This is a genomic window from Sphingomicrobium sediminis, from assembly GCF_023805295.1.
Taxonomy (GTDB): Bacteria; Pseudomonadota; Alphaproteobacteria; order Sphingomonadales; family Sphingomonadaceae; genus Sphingomicrobium; species Sphingomicrobium sediminis.
This window is the reverse complement of sequence record NZ_JAMSHT010000001.1, coordinates 73,932-89,679: the sequence shown is the minus strand read 5'-3', so window position 1 is coordinate 89,679 and position 15,748 is coordinate 73,932. Positions and strand designations below refer to the sequence as shown.

Sequence of the window (15,748 nt, the reverse complement as noted above, 5' to 3'; positions counted from 1 at the left end):
GACTGAGAAGTTAGCGGCACCCTTTAGTGTCGCGACGCGAGGGGAGAAGGCCCGGCCATTGCGGTCGGGCCTTTCCTTATGTCCGGCCAAGGCGTAGGTCCGTGGCAAATCGCGACCCAACAGGAGAAACGGATCATGGCCAAAGCCTGGCACCTTATGCAGCGCCCGCAGGGCAAACCCACCCACGACGACGTGGCGCTCAAGGACTATGACATGCCTGCGCTCGAGGACGGCATGATCCATGTCCGCAACGACTGGATCTCGGTCGACCCCTATATGCGCGTGCGCATGGATGACCAGGAAAGCTATTTCGAAAGCTTCAAGCTCGATCGTCCGATGGATGGCGGCGCCGTCGGCACGGTCGTCGCATCGAAGGCTGACGGTTTCGAGGAAGGCGACAAAGTCTTCCATTTTGCCGGCTGGCGCGACGAAGCGGTGATCTCCACGCAGGGCATCTTCAAGCTGCCCGAACTGGGCGTCGAACCTTTCCACTTCCTCAGCACGCTGGGCCTGACGGGTGGCACGGCCTGGTTCGGTCTGATGGACATTGCCGCGGCCAAGGAAGGCGACGTGGTCTTCGTCTCGGCCGCCGCGGGCGCGGTTGGTTCGATGGTCGTGCAGATCGCCAAGGCTAAGGGCATGACGGTCATCGGCTCGGCGGGCGGGCCGGAGAAATGCGCCTGGGTCGAGAGCCTCGGTGCGGACAAATGCATAGACTACAAAGCCGGGCCGATCATCAAGGGCCTGTACAAGGCGCTCAAGGAAATCGGCGCCAAGGGCATCGATGTCTATTTCGACAATGTCGGCCGCGACCACCTCGATGCGGCCATTGCACACGCCAACAACAATGCGCGTGTCGCCATGTGCGGCTTCATCGACGGCATCAATGGCGAGGCCGCCTACGAATTCAAATATCTTGCACTGGCGATCGGCAAGCGCATCCGCATGGAAGGCTTCATCTTCACCGATTTCCAGGACCAGATGATGGATTTTTACGGGCAGATGGTACCGATGCTGCACTCCGGACAGATCAAGACGCGCGAGACCGTGCATGAAGGCCTCGACAAGACGTTCGACGCTTTCCTCGGCCTGTTCGAGGGCGCGAATACCGGCAAGATGCTGGTGAAGCTCTAGGAGCGCCGTAGCGCCGCAATATCTTCGGTATCGCCGATAATCGACAGACGGTCACCGTCGCGCAATTCGATCCCCGGCTTGGCGATGACCAGCTGGGCGCCGCGTTCGATCATGACGATCAGCGCGCTGCCCGGCAGGTCAATCTCGCCAACGCGACGGCCGACCTGTCCGGCAAGTGCCGGAAATTCGCTGACATAGCCGTGCAGAAAATGCTCGTCGCGTACGAGCAGGGCGTTGAGCTCAGCCTCGCCCGACGCGTCCAGCCATCTTTGCTCGAAGCCGGGCGCGCGCATGATCTCCGACAGGTGTCCCGTTATCCTGAGATCGAGCCCCACCGGGTCCTCGGGCACCAACAGGATCAGCACCGTATGCAGGTCATATTCGGTGCCGAACGAAAATTGGGCATCGTCGCATAGCCGGAATACAAAGAGCGCCGGCGATGCCAATTTCATGACCGAGCGATGCAGGACCATCGCGCGCGAATGCAGGCGATGGCGCTCATAGGGATTGCGATCCATGTCGCCACTCAGCACTTCCGCATCGATCCCGTAACGCGCCTCGCCCTCGGCTAGTGCGCGTTCGAGCAGAATCTCGAAATCATAGTGACCCGATTTGAGGTCGATCATGACCGACTGGGCAATGACTTCCTCATAAGCGAGATTTTGCTCGGTCGTTCGGTCGTGAACGATGCCCATCAACTCGGTCTCGATCCCGTCATAGCGGCTCTTCGCCATCTGCTCGCCGACATGATAGATCGCCCCGCGCCGCTCGACGCGGTCACCGGCATAATGCTGGTACCAAAGCCCCGACAGGATCGCGATCAGGAAGGTGAAGCCGATCGCCATCAGCCCCATCTCGAAGATCAGCCAGAGCGCGATGAAGATACCGGCGAGCGGTACCCACGGATAGAGCGGCGTGCGGAATCCCGGCCGATAGCCCGGTATCTTGCTCTCGCGCATCACGATGACGGCGAGGCAGACGAGACCGAAGAGCAGAAGCTGGAAGGCGCTGGCCAGCTTGGCGACCGATTCCACATCCAGTGTCGCCAACACGAAGATCATCGCGGCGACCGTCAGCAGGATAGCGAAGGTCGGCGTCTCGAACTTCGATAGCCGCGAGAGCGGCGCCGGCATCAACTTGTCCTTGGCCATCGCGAATGGATAGCGCGAGGCCGACATGATCCCGGCATTGCCGGTCGACGCGAAGGCGGCAATCGCACTGACGACGATGGCGAAAACCAAAATGTCGCTTGGCAGGAAGCTACCGATGGCGGCGGCACCGTCGGCCATCGGCGTGAGGCTTCCGAACAGCTCATCGGGGGTGAGCAACTTCACCAGGATGAAGGTGCCGAGTGTATAGATTGCGGTTGCTGTCAGCAGCGCAAGTGTCATGCCGAGCGGGATGTTGCGGTCGGGATTCTCGACCTCCTCCGCCACACTCGCCACCTTTGTAAGTCCGGCATAGGAGACGAAAACGAGACCGACGGTGGCGATGAATCCGACGAAACCGCTGTTGAAGAAGGCGCCATAGCTGGGCTCCGGCGCGAAGATCCGGTCCACACCCGCATCGGCGAGCCCGAGGATCACGAACATGCCGAGGATCACGACAAGGATGGTGACGAGGATGCGCTGCAGCATCGTCGTTTCCTTGGCACCGAAAAAGTTGATCAGCCCGAAGCCGATGGTCAGCACGATGGCCGTCAGCGTGATCGGGACGTCGAAATAGAGTCCGAGATAGGCACCCATCCCCACCAGCGCGAACGCACTTTTGAACACGACTGCGATCCACGACCCCAGCCCGCCAATCGTACCCATCAGCGGCCCCATGGCGCGATCGAGGAAGAAGTAGGTGCCGCCGGATTTGGGCATCGCGGTCGACAATTCGGCCATGCAGTACATGGCCGGCAGGATCAGGAAGCCCGCTGCAAAATAGGCCAGATACACAGAGCTGCCTGTCGTCGCCGCGGCAATGCCGGGCAGCAGAAACAGCCCGGAGGAGAACATCGCCCCCGTGGCCATTGCATAGACATCGAAGAGTTTTAGGCTCTTGGTCAGCTTCTTCGCGTCGGCCATCGGCTACGCGGCGCCTCGCCTATCCCGCATAGTTGCACATGCGCGGGTCGCCTCGGCTGAGACCGCGGCGGAGCGCTTCCATGCGCTGGGCCGAGGTGCCGTGGGTGAAGCTTTCGGGGCGGACTGCCTGTCCGGCCTGGCGTTGCAAGGTGTCATCGCCAATGGCTTCTGCAGCGCGCAGGCCTTCTTCGAGGTCGCCCGGCTCCATCGCGCCGGTGCGTGCGGCCCAGACGCCCGCATAGCAATCTGCCTGCAATTCGACGCCGACCTGCAGCTGGTTGCCCTGCGTCTGGCTGACGCGCTGCTGTTGGCGCTGAACGTCGGCGAGCGTGCCTTCGAGGTTCTGAATGTGATGCCCCACCTCATGCGCGATGACATAGCGTGCAGCGAAATCGCCGGGCGCGCCAAAGCGGCTCGACAATTCGTTGAAGAAATCGGGATCGATATAGATGCGGCTATCGCCTGGGCAGTAAAATGGCCCCATCACTTCTTGGCCATAGCCGCACGCCGTCTGCGTGCCGCCCTCATAGGCGACCAATTCGGGCTCGCGGTAACTCGCACCGGCCTGTGCGAAAATCTCGGTCCAGACATCGTCGGTGCTTTCCAGGGTCCCGCGCAGCAAAGCGAGTTCGCTTTCGGTCAGCGTCGATTGCCCGCTGCTGGCGCCCTGCGGCGATCCGCCGGTGAGGCCGCCAAGCCCGCCCGACAGCGCGCAATAGCCAAGGCCGAGAATCAGGATGCCGACGATCCCGAACTTGTTGAAGACGAAGCGCGCGAGCAGCAGGAAAATGCCGCTCGACATGCCGCCCATGCCGCCACCGCCGCCGCGCTGGCCGGTTCGGTCGATGAAATTGTCACTGTCGCGATCGCCAAGGCGCATGGATTCGTCTCCCTCTTGTCACCCCCAAACGGCTCGGAGGGCTTGGCGGTTGCATCGCCCCGCCCCTCGCGCCATTGCTGGGCCAAAGGGAGACAGTAGATGACACTCGAAGGCAAGCGCGCACTCGTTACCGGATCGACCAGCGGCATCGGCCTCGCCATTGCGCAGCGCCTCGCCGATGCGGGTGCCTCGGTCATGATCAACGGGTTCGGCGATCCGCAAGAGATCGAGGCGATCCGCGCCGACCTCGAGCAGCGCTCGGGCGCCAAGGCCATCTATTCGGATGCCGACCTCACCGATGTCGCCGCCATCGACAAGATGGTGGGCGATTGCACCAGCGAGATCGGCAGCCCGCACATCCTCGTCAACAATGCCGGCATGCAGCATGTCGCCCCGGTCGCGGACTTTCCCGTCGACAAGTGGGACAAGATTATCGCGCTCAACCTGTCGGCGGTCTTTCACACGACGCGCCTTGTCCTCCCGGCCATGCGGCACAAGGGCTTCGGCCGCGTCATCAACACGGCCAGCGCGCACAGCCTCGTCGCCTCGCCCAACAAGTCGGCCTATGTCGCCGCCAAGCATGGCGTTGCCGGCTTCACCAAAACGGTCGCGCTCGAGACCGCAGAGGACGGCATCACCATCAACTGCATTTCGCCCGGCTATGTCTGGACACCGCTGGTGGAAAAACAGATCCCCGACACCATGAAAGCCAGAGGGCTAACGCGCGAAGAAGTGATGAACGACGTGCTTCTGAAAGCGCAGCCCACCAAGCGCTTCGTCACGGTCGAAGAGGTCGCCGCCTGCGCCTTTTTCCTCGCGTCCGACGAAGCCGCCAGCATAACCGGCGCGAATATCAGCATGGACGGCGGCTGGACGGCACAATAGGCTGCGCGGCCATGAGATTGTCGCTTATCCTCGCATCGCTCCTGCTGGCCAGCTGTTCGACGCTGCCCGGCGATCCCACGATCGACACGCTCGAAACGCGCAACTGGCGCCAGATCGTGACCGAGGATGATGGCGACCGGCTGCGCGACTGGCGAGCCACCTTCAACGCGGCGATCCGCGAAGCGCGCGCCAAGGGCTATGGCGACGAGGTCGAAGCATTGGGCGCGCTCGGCGATCCCGACGCCGCGATGATCCTCGGCGACGTGCCCAACGGCCTCTATCGCTGCCGCACCATCAAGCTTGGCACCATGAGCGGCGCGTCGACGCTGGCCTATGTCGACTATCCCTATTTCCAGTGCCGCATCCGGCCCGAAGAGGATCTGCACGGTTTTGCCAAGCTGACCGGATCGCAGCGCCCCGTCGGCCTTCTCTTTCCCGACGATCAATATCGCCAGGTCTTTCTCGGCACCTTGGTGCTGGGCGACGAAGACCGCGCCATGCGCTACGGCGCCGACCCGCAGCGCGACATGGTCGCCGCCTTGCAGCGCGTCGGCGAGAATCGCTTCCGCCTCCTCATCCCGAGCCCGCGTTTCGAAAGCAAACTCGACATCATCGAACTCATCCCGGAGGAATAGATGCGCCTCGCCCTAGCCGCCTTCGCTCTCGCCATCGCCCCTGCCCCACTCATCGCGCAGCCCGCCGATCTTGGCGCGTCGATCGATGCCGACATGGACGAACTGATGGCGCATTACCGCCACCTCCACGCCAACCCCGAACTGTCGGGCATGGAGGTTGAGACTGCGGCTTACATGGCCGCCATCGCGCGCGAACTGGGCTTCGAGGTGACCGAGCAGGTTGGCGGCACCGGCGTCGTCGCGATCATGGAGAACGGCCCCGGCCCCGTCGTCATGCTGCGCGCGGACATGGATGGCCTGCCGGTAATCGAAGATACCGGCCTGCCCTACGCCTCGACCGTGACCGCCGTCGCGCCCCAGTCGGGCGTCGAGACCGGCGTGATGCATGCCTGCGGCCACGACACGCACATGACCACCTGGATCGGCACCGCCATGCAACTCATCGAGCGACGCGACGAATGGTCTGGCACGTTGATGATGATCCTGCAGCCTGCAGAGGAAACCGGCGAAGGTGCGCGCGCGATGATCGAGGACGGACTGTTCGAGCGCTTCCCGATGCCCGCTTATGCCGTCGCCTTCCATGACAGCGCGCGCGGCCGCGCCGGCGATATCGGCATCGCGCCTGGCTATGCGCTCGCCAATGTCGACAGCGTCGATGTCACCATTCGCGGCGTCGGCGGGCACGGCGCCTATCCGCACACGACCAAGGACCCGATCGTCATCGCCAGCCGCTTCGTGACCGCGCTCCAGACCATTGTCGCGCGCGAGCTCGACCCGCTCGATCCGGCAGTTGTCACGGTCGGCAGCTTCCATGCCGGGGCCAAGCACAACATCATTTCCGACGAGGCCGAATTGCTCCTCACGGTGCGCAGCTATTCGGACGAGACCCGCGCGCAATTGCTGGCCGCCATCGAGCGGATCGCCATGGGCGAAGCGATGGCCGCCGGCGTGCCCGAGGACCGGATGCCGATCGTCACCGTGCGCGAGAGCGAGTTCACGCCGTCGACCTACAACACGCCCGAACTGGCTTCGCGGGCGATGGCGCTGTTCCAAGATCGCTGGGGCACAGACATGGTCAGCGAGATCCCGCCGGTCATGGGCGGGGAGGATTTCGGCCGCTACCGCCGCGAGGACCCCGACATGCAGAGCCTCATCTTCTGGGTCGGCGGCCAACCCGCGGACAAGTGGGACGAGACCGGCGGGGATGCGACCAAGTTGCCCAGCCTCCACAGCCCCTTCTGGGCCCCCGATGCCGAAATCGTGATCAATCGCGCCACCGAAGCGATGACGCTGCTGGCGCTGGATCTTTTTGAAGGAAACTGATGCTTACCATCCTGTTGGCCGCGTATCTGGCCCAGCCTGCACCGCCGCCCGCAAAGCCGCTGCAGGTCCCCAATCCCAGCCCCTACGACTTTGTCGGCATGCCCGTCCCGGAAGACGCCACCAACGTCTTCGACGAGGCCGCGCTGGATGACGACACAATCTGGTCGCTGGCGAAAGATCTCGACGTTGTGCGCGGCTACGACCTCTATCTCGCGCTCATGCCTTCGGGAGATCATGTCGAGGAAGCCGAAGACGCCATTCGCCGCCTCGATCCGCTGCGCCTGAGGATCAGCGAGGACGAACAGGCCGCTTGCGATGCCGCCACGGCCCCAATGGCTACCGACGAGGCTGCCAACGCCTACCGATCCGCCTTTCAGTGGGACAGCAAGGATCGCATGGAAGCCGCCACGCTCGATTTCCCTCATCATGACTGTACCAAAGTCGCGCGAACGTTGCTGGCCGAGCGCGATCGTCGCGTGAGACTTACATATTCGCTGGCCGGCTTCGGGCCGATGCCGCACAAATTGCTCTCGTCGCCCATCTTCATCCGCGATGGCGACTATCCCGCGCGCGCACTGCGTGCCGAACTGACCGGCCGGGTGACCATCAGCTGGACGGTCGGGACGACCGGACGCGTCAACAATTGCGAGATCCACGAAAGCAGCGGGTCGTCCATTCTCGACGAAGCATCATGCCGACTGGCTGAGCGGCGCCTGCGCTATATCCCGGCTCGCAACGAAGCGGGCGAGACAATCGAGAGCCGAGGCTGGACCTCGATCCTATTCCAGATTCCCTAGCTAGCGCTGGCTTCGTTCAGCCGCTCGATCTGTTCGTCGCTCAATTCCAGCGTCAGGCTTTCGACCAGTTCTGACAGCTGTTTGAGGCTCGTCGCACTGGCGATGGGTGCGGTGATGGTTGGTTGGGCCGCGAGCCAGGCTAGCGAGATGGTCGCGAGCGGGGCGCCGGTCTCGCTGCTAATGTCGTCGAGCACCTCGAGCACCTTCGCCCCCTTGCCCTCCAGATAGCCGACATTGCGCAGGCCGCGCGGGCTCTGGTCGAGATCGTCCATCGAGCGATATTTGCCGGTGAGGAAGCCGTTGGCGATCGAATAATAGGTGAAGACGCCAAGGCCGGCCTCGGCGACCGCGTCGCGCAATTCGTCTTCGTAACGCTCGCGCTCGACCAGATTGTACCAGGGTTGCAGCGCGACCGGCTTGGCGAGGCCATTTTCCTCGGCCACCTGCATTGCCTCGCGCACGCGCTCCGCCGTGAAATTGCTGAGGCCGATGGCGCGGATCTTGCCCGCCTTCACCAGCTCGTCGAACGCGCCCAAGCTGTCGGCCAGCGGCACCTTCTCGTCATCCTTGTGCATATAATACAGGTCGATGCGGTCGGTCCCCAGCCGCTTCAACGAGGCTTCGCAGGCATTGCGCACGATGACGGGGTCGAGCCCGGCGAGGAAGCCGACCTTGGATGCGATCACGACATCCTCGCGCTTGCCGCTCTTCTTGAGCCAGTCGCCGATGACCCGCTCGCTCTCGCCGCCGGTATGGCCTTCGACCCACATCGAATAGACGTCGGCCGTGTCGATCATGCTGCCGCCGACATCGACGAAACCGTCCATGATGCGAAAGCTGGTCGCTATGTCCGCCGTCCAGTCGAACACATTACCGCCAAGGGCCAGCGGCGCGACGTGCATGTCGCTCGATCCGATCGCGCGTTTTTCCACCTCAATCCCCCTCTTCTTCACCATATATTTGTAAATTTATCCGACACTCCGGACCTGTCGGTGATGCTTACACCGATTTGGCAGGTGTGGACATGAACGAAGCGGCACAGTTTTGGAGCCATATCGTGGCAGCGTCGCTGTTCGCGCTGCTCGTGCTGTGGCAGCTGTTCAGCGGTCCGCGCTCGCAGGGTCAGCGCACATTGGTCGCTGCCATGGCGCTCACCAGCCTCTGGGCCTGGCTCGAGGCGATGGCCACCGACACGCTGCTCACTTATCTCGCCGAGACGACCCGCAATCTCGTCTGGGTCGGCCTGCTACACCAGCTCGCCATGAATGCCGATCCCGAGCGGCGCCAGAAGGGCCTGAAGCTCGTCTATGGCGCCGTCGCTGCCGTGCTAGGCCTTTCAATCGTCGTCTCGCTCACCCATACGATGATCGATCCCGAGCCCGCCCAGCAGCAGGCGCTAATCGCCACCGCCTTGCTCCTGCGTATCCTTGCCGCAGCGGGCGGCCTGATCCTCGTCCACAATATTTACGGGCAGGCCGCACCCGGTAGCCGCACGGCGATCCGCTTCGCGATGCTGGCGCTGGCCGGCCTGTGGTTCATCGATCTCAACACCTACACCATCGCCTATCTGTCGGCCGATGCCGGCGATGTCATGCTCGCCTGGCGCGGCGCGGCGGTTGCCCTGCTCGCCCCGCTTTTTGCCCTCGGCGCGCGCACCGACGAGGGATGGCGCATCAAGCTTTCGCGCGCCGCCACCTTCCAGTCGCTCTCCCTGCTCGGCATTTGTGCCTATTTCGCGGTCATGGCCGTCCTCGCCACGATCCTGCGCGGCAGCGGCGACGATTGGGCCGGCGGCATCGCCGTTACCCTGCTTTCCATCCTCGTCGTCGGTGCGATGGTCATCATGCCGAGCCCGCGGGCACGCAGTTGGGCCAAGGTGAAGATCGCCAAGCATTTCTTCGAACATCGCTACGATTATCGCACCGAGTGGCTGCGCTTCACCGACACGATCGGCGGCGACGGCAGCAGCAAGGACCCGCTGGGCCGCCGCATCGTGCGCGCCTTTGCCGAAATGCTCGATGCGCCGGGCGGCTGCCTCCTGGTGCGCGACGAGCATGACGGGCTCAAGATCGCCGGCGAGTGGGAATGGCCGGGCGAGCCCTTCACGCCCCCTGCCCGCCTATTCGACGATGCCCGCGAAGAAGTCTTCTGGACCCATGTCGTCGAGGATAGCCGCATCCTTGAACTGACCGGCCTTCGCGAAGGCTGGAGCGACACGCGCGACATGGATGCGGGCCCGCCGCACTGGCTGCTGCGCAACGAACATGGCTGGGTCGGCATTCCGCTGGTCCACGACCGCCAGCTCGCCGGCATCGTCATCCTCGCCCAGCCCGATTTCATGCGTGCTCTCGATTGGGAAGATTTCGACCTTTTGCGCACGGCAGGCCGCCAGGCCGCCAGCGCATTGGCCGAAGCCGTCAGCCAGGACGCGCTCGCCAAGGCGCAGCGATTCGAGGAATTCAACCGCCGCTTCGCCTTCATCATGCACGACATAAAGAATCTCGTGAGCCAATTGTCGCTCCTGTCGCGCAATGCCGAGCGCCATGCCGACAATGCCGATTTCCGCGCCGACATGGTCGCGACACTGAAAAGCTCGGTCGAAAAGATGAACGACCTGCTCGCCCGCCTCGCCCCGCAATCGGAGCGCAAGGACAAGAAGGCCGTCCCGATCGCGCTCGACGACATCCTCTCCTTTGCCATCGCAGCCAAGCGTAGCCAGCACGATGTCACGCTGATGGGCGAGACGGGCCTGTGGGCCGTGGCCGATGCGCCCGGGCTGGAACAAGCCGTCAGCCACCTCGTCCAGAACGCTATCGACGCCAGCCCCAAGGACGCGCCCGTCCTCGTCCGGGTCGATGGCAACGCCGACAATGTCGCCATCACCATCGCCGACAACGGCATCGGAATGGACCCCGAATTCGTCCGTTCGCGCCTGTTCGAGCCCTTTGCCAGCACCAAGGATGGCGGCTTCGGCATCGGCGCTTTCGAGGCGCGTGCACTCGTCATCGGCATGGGCGGGCGTCTCGATGTCCGGTCGACACCAGGCGAAGGCACCACATTCACCATCCACCTTGCACCGGCCGACGCGCCAACAATGAGGAAGAGTGCATGAGCAAGTCCGACCTCCCTATCCTGCTCGTCGTCGAGGACGATGAGGGCCTGCAGCGCCAGTTGAAATGGGCCTACGAGGATTATCAGGTCGTCGCCGCGACCGACCGCAAGCAGGCGATCGAATTGCTGCGCTTGCACGAGCCCGCCGTCGTGACACTCGACCTCGGCCTGCCACCCGATCCCGACGGCACGACCGAAGGGTTCGCCACGCTCGCGGAGATCCAGGCGCTCAAGCCCGACACCAAGATCATCGTCGCCTCGGGCCATGGCGCCCGCGAAAGCGCGCTCAAGGCTGTCGCCCTCGGCGCCTATGATTTCTACCGTAAGCCGGTCGACATCGACGAGCTCGGACATATCGTGAAGCGCGCCTTCCAGTTGCATGAAATAGAGGCCGAAAACCGCCGTCTCGAAAACGAAGCGGGCGAGAGCAAGACCGTGCTGGGTTCGATCGTTTCGGCCAGCCCCGAAATGCTCAAGGTCGCCCACACCATCGAACGCGTCGCCTCGGCAGATGTATCGGTGATGTTGCTCGGCGCCAGCGGGACCGGCAAGGAATTGCTCGCCCGCGCGGTACACGACCAGAGCCCGCGAAAGGATGGCGAATTCGTCGCGCTCAATTGCGCCGCCATCCCCGAAAACCTGCTCGAGGCCGAACTGTTCGGTTATGAGCGCGGCGCCTTTACCGGCGCGGTGAAAACGACCCCCGGCAAGATCGAGATGGCGCAGGGCGGTACGCTATTCCTCGACGAGGTCGGCGACATTCCGTTGCCGCTCCAGGTCAAGTTGCTTCGTTTCCTCCAGGAACGCGTCATCGAACGCATTGGCGGTCGCAAGGCGATCGACGTCGACACGCGCATCGTCTGCGCCACGCACCGTGATCTCGACGCCATGTGCGCCGAAGGCAGCTTCCGCGAGGACCTCTACTACCGCCTCGCCGAGATCGTCGTCCCGATCCCGCCCCTGAGCCAGCGCACCGGCGATGCCGTCCTCTTGGCCCGCTATTTCGTCAGCAAATATGCCAAGGAACTGGGCCGCAACCTCACCGGACTCGCACCCGATGCGGTCGAGGCGATCGACGAATATCCCTGGCCCGGCAATGTCCGCGAGCTGGAAAACCGCGTGAAGCGCGCGGTCATCATGTCGGACGCCAAATTGGTGAGCGCGGGTGATCTCGACTTGCAAGCGGGCGTGGACAGCGAGGGCGAGGCCTCGCCCATCAACCTGCGCGCCGCCCGCGAAATCGCCGACCGCCGTGCGATCAAGCAGGCGCTCACCCGCACCGAAAACAACATCTCCGGCGCGGCCAAGCTCCTGGGGATCAGCCGCCCGACCCTCTACGACCTGATCAAGCAGTACAAGATGAGTGCGTAATCACCCTGTAGTTGACGGAGACTTGCAATGAAGTTCATTCCCCTACCCTCGCGCGGGGGCAAATATCTCGTTGCAACCGCGAACATCACCTATTTGCGCACCCATGAGAACAACCAGGTGAAGATCGGACTGGTCGGCGGCGAATCCATCCAGGTCGATGGCAACCTCGATGAGGTCTCGGCGCTGCTGCGTCAGTAGGCGAGGCCGAGCGAGCCGGGCCTAGCTGGCTTCCAATTCTTCGATCTTGGCGCGTGTCTCCTTGAGGCTAGGATCGAGCATTACGGCTTTTCCGTAGGCCTGCAACGCGCCGTCGCTGTCGCCCTGCGCCCGCAGCCCGTCGCCAACGCTGTCCCACAGCCCCGCGTCGTCCGGGTTGCGTTCGATGTTGCGCGCAAACAGGAGTATGGCGGCATCTATACGACCCTCCCTCAGCAACCCGTATCCAAGCTGGTTGAGCAGGCGCTTGGCCTGATCGGCGTCGTACAGGTCGCTTTCGAGCGCCGAGCGAAGCGCGCGATCGACATCCTCGAGGCCGGCATTGGAGAGCGCGTCGAGCAAGGCGACCTTGAGCGTGGGTTCGGGCAAGTTTCCGGCAAGCAGATAGTCCATCATCACCGGGCCCAAGTCCTGATGAAAGGCATTGTTGGTACGATCGTCGGTACAGATCATCGCGCCGGCACCCACTGCGGGGGCATAACGAAAGTTCGAACGCCCCCCACCCTGATGACCGATGCTGCGCGCTTCACCCTCTCCTTCGAGAATGAGGCCGATGCTGTAGCCGTCGATGACATGTTCGGGATCGTGCGCCATCGCGTCCCATTCCGACAGGTCGCCAAGCGCTCCGTCACGCAGCGCCGTCAACAACCTCGCCATGTCGCGCGCACTGGTCCGCGTGCCACCAGCCGATTGGATGAGGAAGGACTCGTTCGCGCCCCAATTGTGTCCGGTGACGGTGAGATCGGCCGGATCATAGACTAGCCGCTCCATGATGCTGTTCCAGTCCTCACCCAGCTTTGCGGTGATCAGCATCTCGGCGAGCGCATAGCCGCTCTGGCGATAGCGTGAGGCGCTTCCCGTCGGATAATCGAGCGGCGCGTCGCGGATAAGGTCTACAACGTCCGCGTTGCGCGCCTCGGAATCCTCACTGAGCGCCGCAAATTCCTCGCGATTGACCACCATCGGCAGCCCGCTTGAATGATTGAGAAGCGTATAGAAGGGTATGTCGTGCCAGGCTTGGGGCAAGTTCGCATCATAGCTCGAAAGGGTGGCGTCGAGATCGATCACGCCCGCCTCGTGCAGCTTGATGAAAGCGATGCTGCTCAGCGCCTTGCTTGCCGAGAAGAGCCCACAAACTGTATCCGCTGTAAAAGGCTTCCCTTCCTGATCGGTGCCATAGGTAACGAGCATTGGCTCGCCTTCCGCAGGGACGAGCGTGGCGGCGAAACCATCTACGCCATAGCTCTGCGCGAGCGATTTGAGGCGGTCATCAATGCCAGGTTGCGGGGTCAGCGCCAGCGAGGCGGCGAGGATCGTGGATATCATGGTCGGCAGCTCCGATTACGTTTGTAATCGTTCGGTGAAGAGATATTCGTCGCTTCGCCATCCAGCCTCGACCAACGACACGCCTTGCACGGCGAATGACCCGATTTGCTAGCCGAGTCCCTCGGCCTTCTCCGCGACTTCAAGCCAGCGTTCCTCGGCCGCTTCCTTCTCTGCGCGCTTGTCCTCGAGGGCCTGCGTCAGTGCAGCGAAGCGGTCGGGGTCGTTGGTGAACAGATCGGGGTCGGCAAGCGCAGTCTCGGCCTCGCTCATTTCCTTCTCCAGCCGTTCGATCTCGCCGGGCAATCGGTCGAAGTCGCGCTGGTCCTTGTAGGATAATTTGGTCGGCTTGGTGCTCGGCGCTTCCTGTTTGGCAGCCTCGGGCTTGGCTTTCTTTGACGCGGTACGTCGATCTTTACGCTTGCGCGACCAGTCCTCGTAGCCGCCAGCTACGATATCCACCTCGCCCGACCCGTCGAGGCCCAATGTCACGGTGACCGTGCGGTCGAGAAAGTCGCGATCGTGGCTCACCAGCAGGACGGTGCCCTGATAGTCGGCGATGACTTCTTGGAGGAGGTCCAGCGTCTCCATGTCGAGATCGTTGGTCGGCTCGTCGAGCACGAGCAAGTTGGATTCCCGGGCAAATTCGCGCGCCAGCAGCAGGCGGTGCCGCTCGCCGCCCGACAGCGTCCCGATCAGGGCTTCCGACAGGCCGGGGTCGAAGAGGAATTCCTTCAGATAGCCCTTGATATGCTTCTTGTTGCCACGAACCTCGATCCAGTCGCCGCCTTCGGCGAGGATGTCGCGCACCTTTTTCTTCGGGTCGAGCAGCTTGCGCTGCTGGTCGACAACGATGCCGGACAAGGTCTTGGCCAGCGTCACCTTGCCCTCGTCGGGCTCCAGTTCGCCGGTCAGCATCCTGAGCAAGGTCGTCTTGCCCGCCCCATTGGCGCCGACAATCCCGATCCGGTCTCCGCGCTGAATGCGCAGCGTGAAGTCCTTGATGATGGTCCGATCGCCATAGGATTTGGTAACCCGGTCGGCATCGATCGCGGTCTTGGTCTTTACGTCATCCTTGGCGAGGCCCAGCGCCGAGGTGCCTTGCATCCCAATCATCGCTGCCCGCTGCGCGCGCAGCTCGAACAAGGCGCGCAGGCGACCCTGGTTGCGTTTGCGCCGGGCGGTCACGCCCTTGTGCAGCCACTCGGTCTCCTGCCGCAGTTTCTCGTCCAGTTTCTCGAGGCGGCGGCGGTCTTCCTCCAGAACCTCCTCGGTCCATTTGTCGAACCCGCCATAGCCAATCTCGGCACGGCGCAGCGTCCGGCGGTCAAGCCAGATGCAGCTGGTCGTCAGGCGCTTCAAAAAGGCGCGGTCGTGGCTGATGACGATGAAGGCGCCCGAATAGCGTCCCAGCCAATCCTCGAGCCACTCGATCGCGCCAAGATCGAGATGGTTGGTCGGCTCGTCGAGCAACAGCAGATCCGGCTCACTCGCCAGCGCGCGGCTCAGCGCGGCGCGGCGACGCTCGCCGCCACTCGCCGTCTTGGCCTCGCGATCGAGGTCGATCCCCATCTGGTCGGCGATCGCCTCGATGGCATGCTGGGGCGGCGCTTTCTCGCCGCCAACCGCCCAGTCGAGCAGGGTCTCGTGACCCGACATATCGGGATCCTGTTCGAGCCAGACGATATTGATTCCCGGCATGACCGTGCGCGAGCCTGCATCCAGCTCGACATCGCCCATGATCGTGCGGAACAAGGTGGTCTTGCCAGCCCCGTTGCGCCCGATCAGCGCGAGCCGGTCCCTGGGGCCGACATGGAGCGTCAGGTCCTGGAACAGGATGCCATCGCCATGGTGGAGGCGGACGTCTTCGAGGCTGAGTATCGGTGGTGCCATATTGTCACAGCCCCTAGCTATTCGCGACGGCTACGTCACCATTCTTCCTGAACCGCGCTATGCTCGCTCATTCATGGGCTATTCAATGCGCCATGCCTATCAGGGGCC

General features: G+C 63.2%; 13 protein-coding genes. 8 read left to right on the top strand and 5 right to left on the bottom strand.

The genetic code is table 11. The features are described 5' to 3' along the window. The first annotated feature begins 135 nt into the window (after window positions 1-135). Window positions 136-1,134: an NADP-dependent oxidoreductase gene (locus NDO55_RS00395; protein ID WP_252111334.1), complete on the top strand. Its 999-nt coding sequence runs from the start codon at window positions 136-138 to the stop codon at window positions 1,132-1,134. On the opposite strand, the gene NDO55_RS00390 is transcribed toward NDO55_RS00395, so the two are convergent. Next, on the bottom strand, window positions 1,131-3,206 hold the full coding sequence (locus NDO55_RS00390; RefSeq protein ID WP_252111332.1) for an amino acid permease: 2,076 nt from the start codon (window positions 3,204-3,206) through the stop codon (window positions 1,131-1,133). The two genes, NDO55_RS00395 and NDO55_RS00390, sit on opposite strands and share 4 nt — an antisense overlap. A gap of 19 nt (window positions 3,207-3,225) precedes the next feature. Continuing rightward, the gene (gene ypfJ / locus NDO55_RS00385) at window positions 3,226-4,086 is read right to left on the bottom strand and encodes a KPN_02809 family neutral zinc metallopeptidase (protein ID WP_252111330.1); all 861 of its coding nucleotides are present in this window, start codon (window positions 4,084-4,086) and stop codon (window positions 3,226-3,228) included. 99 nt (window positions 4,087-4,185) lie between these two features. Here ypfJ and NDO55_RS00380 point away from each other — a divergent pair, with 99 nt between their 5' ends. The 4 genes from NDO55_RS00380 to NDO55_RS00365 are packed head-to-tail and all read left to right on the top strand — an operon-like array spanning window position 4,186 to window position 7,726. Further along, window positions 4,186-4,971 carry a 3-hydroxybutyrate dehydrogenase gene (locus tag NDO55_RS00380; protein ID WP_252111328.1) on the top strand — a complete coding sequence of 262 codons (786 nt, stop codon included), beginning with the start codon at window positions 4,186-4,188 and terminating at the stop codon, window positions 4,969-4,971. 11 nt (window positions 4,972-4,982) lie between these two features. Further along, complete coding sequence (locus NDO55_RS00375) at window positions 4,983-5,606, top strand: DUF4893 domain-containing protein (RefSeq protein WP_252111326.1); 624 nt, start codon at window positions 4,983-4,985, stop codon at window positions 5,604-5,606. Continuing rightward, window positions 5,607-6,929: a M20 metallopeptidase family protein gene (locus NDO55_RS00370; protein ID WP_252111324.1), complete on the top strand. Its 1,323-nt coding sequence runs from the start codon at window positions 5,607-5,609 to the stop codon at window positions 6,927-6,929. It begins immediately after the preceding gene. Continuing rightward, the gene (locus tag NDO55_RS00365) at window positions 6,929-7,726 is read left to right on the top strand and encodes an energy transducer TonB (RefSeq protein ID WP_252111322.1); all 798 of its coding nucleotides are present in this window, start codon (window positions 6,929-6,931) and stop codon (window positions 7,724-7,726) included. Before NDO55_RS00370 ends, NDO55_RS00365 begins: the two co-directional genes overlap by 1 nt. On the opposite strand, the gene NDO55_RS00360 is transcribed toward NDO55_RS00365, so the two are convergent. Beyond that, complete coding sequence (locus tag NDO55_RS00360; protein WP_341869954.1) at window positions 7,723-8,658, bottom strand: aldo/keto reductase; 936 nt, start codon at window positions 8,656-8,658, stop codon at window positions 7,723-7,725. The two genes, NDO55_RS00365 and NDO55_RS00360, sit on opposite strands and share 4 nt — an antisense overlap. Window positions 8,659-8,750: 92 nt before the next feature. Here NDO55_RS00360 and prsK point away from each other — a divergent pair, with 92 nt between their 5' ends. The 3 genes from prsK to NDO55_RS00345 are packed head-to-tail and all read left to right on the top strand — an operon-like array spanning window position 8,751 to window position 12,406. Further along, window positions 8,751-10,838, top strand: a complete 2,088-nt coding sequence (prsK, locus tag NDO55_RS00355) for an XrtA/PEP-CTERM system histidine kinase PrsK (RefSeq protein ID WP_252111318.1) — start codon at window positions 8,751-8,753, stop codon at window positions 10,836-10,838. Next, entirely contained in the window at window positions 10,835-12,208 is a 1,374-nt protein-coding gene (gene prsR, locus NDO55_RS00350; protein WP_252111316.1) for a PEP-CTERM-box response regulator transcription factor, read from the top strand. The genes prsK and prsR overlap by 4 nt, the downstream gene beginning before the upstream one ends. A 27-nt stretch (window positions 12,209-12,235) precedes the next feature. Beyond that, window positions 12,236-12,406 carry a hypothetical protein gene (locus NDO55_RS00345; RefSeq protein ID WP_252111314.1) on the top strand — a complete coding sequence of 57 codons (171 nt, stop codon included), beginning with the start codon at window positions 12,236-12,238 and terminating at the stop codon, window positions 12,404-12,406. 21 nt (window positions 12,407-12,427) lie between these two features. Here NDO55_RS00345 and NDO55_RS00340 read toward each other — a convergent pair whose 3' ends face one another. Together NDO55_RS00340 and NDO55_RS00335 are read right to left on the bottom strand one after the other, a co-directional pair. Beyond that, a complete protein-coding gene (locus NDO55_RS00340; RefSeq protein WP_252111312.1) occupies window positions 12,428-13,750 on the bottom strand; it encodes a serine hydrolase domain-containing protein in 1,323 nt (440 codons plus the stop codon). Window positions 13,751-13,858: 108 nt separating this feature from the next. Continuing rightward, window positions 13,859-15,640 carry an ABC-F family ATP-binding cassette domain-containing protein gene (locus NDO55_RS00335; RefSeq protein WP_252111310.1) on the bottom strand — a complete coding sequence of 594 codons (1,782 nt, stop codon included), beginning with the start codon at window positions 15,638-15,640 and terminating at the stop codon, window positions 13,859-13,861. Between the last annotated feature and the right edge of the window lie 108 nt (window positions 15,641-15,748).

Bases quoted from the DNA above. Each gene is read 5' to 3' on its own strand.
- NDO55_RS00380 (WP_252111328.1), top strand. From the start codon at position 4,186: ATGACACTCGAAGGCAAGCGCGCACTCGTTACCGGATCGACCAGCGGC.
- prsR (WP_252111316.1), top strand. From the start codon at position 10,835: ATGAGCAAGTCCGACCTCCCTATCCTGCTCGTCGTCGAGGACGATGAG.
- NDO55_RS00365 (WP_252111322.1), top strand. From the start codon at position 6,929: ATGCTTACCATCCTGTTGGCCGCGTATCTGGCCCAGCCTGCACCGCCG.
- NDO55_RS00345 (WP_252111314.1), top strand. From the start codon at position 12,236: ATGAAGTTCATTCCCCTACCCTCGCGCGGGGGCAAATATCTCGTTGCA.
- NDO55_RS00390 (WP_252111332.1), bottom strand. From the start codon at position 3,206: ATGGCCGACGCGAAGAAGCTGACCAAGAGCCTAAAACTCTTCGATGTC.
- NDO55_RS00395 (WP_252111334.1), top strand. From the start codon at position 136: ATGGCCAAAGCCTGGCACCTTATGCAGCGCCCGCAGGGCAAACCCACC.
- NDO55_RS00375 (WP_252111326.1), top strand. From the start codon at position 4,983: ATGAGATTGTCGCTTATCCTCGCATCGCTCCTGCTGGCCAGCTGTTCG.
- ypfJ (WP_252111330.1), bottom strand. From the start codon at position 4,086: ATGCGCCTTGGCGATCGCGACAGTGACAATTTCATCGACCGAACCGGC.
- prsK (WP_252111318.1), top strand. From the start codon at position 8,751: ATGAACGAAGCGGCACAGTTTTGGAGCCATATCGTGGCAGCGTCGCTG.
- NDO55_RS00335 (WP_252111310.1), bottom strand. From the start codon at position 15,640: ATGGCACCACCGATACTCAGCCTCGAAGACGTCCGCCTCCACCATGGC.
- NDO55_RS00370 (WP_252111324.1), top strand. From the start codon at position 5,607: ATGCGCCTCGCCCTAGCCGCCTTCGCTCTCGCCATCGCCCCTGCCCCA.
- NDO55_RS00340 (WP_252111312.1), bottom strand. From the start codon at position 13,750: ATGATATCCACGATCCTCGCCGCCTCGCTGGCGCTGACCCCGCAACCT.